The sequence below is a fragment of the Chryseobacterium polytrichastri genome, from assembly GCF_900142445.1.
Taxonomy (GTDB): Bacteria; Bacteroidota; Bacteroidia; order Flavobacteriales; family Weeksellaceae; genus Chryseobacterium; species Chryseobacterium polytrichastri.
Window position 1 is genome coordinate 1 of record NZ_FRAV01000094.1, and the last position, 1447, is coordinate 1447.

The window sequence follows — 1447 nt, forward strand, 5'->3', positions numbered from 1 at the left end:
CAATGTCATTAAGTTAGGTGATTAACATTCTGATTGTCAAATGATTAATCCTTTGTTTGCGATTGTTTTTTTCGTATATTTAACAGTGAATCAATCAGTTAAAACGAGACGAAAAAATGCGAATGATATTATTTCGTCTCTTCAATCCGAAATTTCTCATGGCTTTACAAAGGAAAAATTTGTAGTGGATGCTAGGGATTTTAGTAGGAACAGGAGCCTTTCTTTTTCAGTAACTCTATTATTTATGGTTAATTTTTTAACTAAAAGTTTGTCCCTTGAGATTGTTAACTTTTTAAGTTTCCTTAAGAGAAAAGAAATTCCTCAGAAATCATTCAGCAAGAGTGCTTTCGTACAGGCACGTAAAAAAATTAAACCTGAGGTTTTTAGTTATCTGAATGAAAAACTGATCAAAGAATTTTACACTGACAATAGCGCGGTCAAAACAACATTTTCAGGAAAACGAATTTTATCAGTAGACGGTTCGCGACTCACTCTTCCCAGAACTTGGGAATTGGAAGAAATCTATGGGAGAACAAAAAATCAAACAGAGACTTATATTATTCAGGGAAAAGCTTGTGTTTTGTACGATGTTCTCAATAGAATAGCTATTGATGGTATTTTGTCTTCTGTTGATACAGACGAACGCATTCAGGCAAAACAACTTTTGAACTCCTGCAGAAAAGGAGATTTGATTATTTATGACAGAGGTTTTGCATCTTTCGATTTTATGTATGAACATAAGGAAAGGCAGTTAGACTTTGTAATGCGGATGCGTTTGGATTTTAGTAGAGTTGTGAAAGATTTTGTAGCCGGCGGTCAAGCTTCGCAAGTTTTGGCCATATATCCCGGGAAAAATACAAATTTAAAAGAAAAAAAATATGATGAAAATACTTCCTTGACAGTAAGATTGCTTCGGATTGTTTTGCCGGGAGGAGAGATTGAGGTTTTAGCGAGCTCTCTTGAGGATGAAAACCAATACAAGCATAAAATCTTTAAAGATCTCTACTTTGAAAGGTGGAAAATAGAAACATACTATGATGAGCTTAAAAATAAACTTAAAATAGAAGAATTTTCAGGATATTCTAATCAAAGCATATTGCAGGATTTTTATGCGACATTGTTGGTAAGCAATATTCAAAGTCTTATTGTTGAAGAGATTAACGAGGAACTACAGGAGGAAAAAGATGCGAAAAAATATCGTTACAAAGTAAACACCTCATTATCTTATGGTTTTTTGAAAGATAGAATTATAGGTTTACTTTTTTCCAACTCTGATATGAACAAGACAATGGAAGAATTAAAAGCTCTTTTCAAAGCGCATTTAATTCCTATAAGACCTCAAAGATCAAACAAAAGAAACATTGGTAAATACAGAGCAAGAGCTAAACCCATAATATCTAAAAATCAAAAAGATAGCTTGTGATATTTTACTAACTTAATGACATTG

At 32.6% G+C, this 1447-nt stretch carries 1 protein-coding gene; it reads left to right on the top strand.

Annotated features, from left to right (window positions below; all coding sequences use genetic code 11):
• Nucleotides 1-40 precede the first annotated feature (40 nt).
• Nucleotides 41-1423, top strand: coding sequence for an IS4 family transposase (locus BUB80_RS23190; RefSeq protein WP_073298100.1), 1383 nt, complete (start codon nucleotides 41-43; stop codon nucleotides 1421-1423).
• Nucleotides 1424-1447 lie beyond the last annotated feature (24 nt).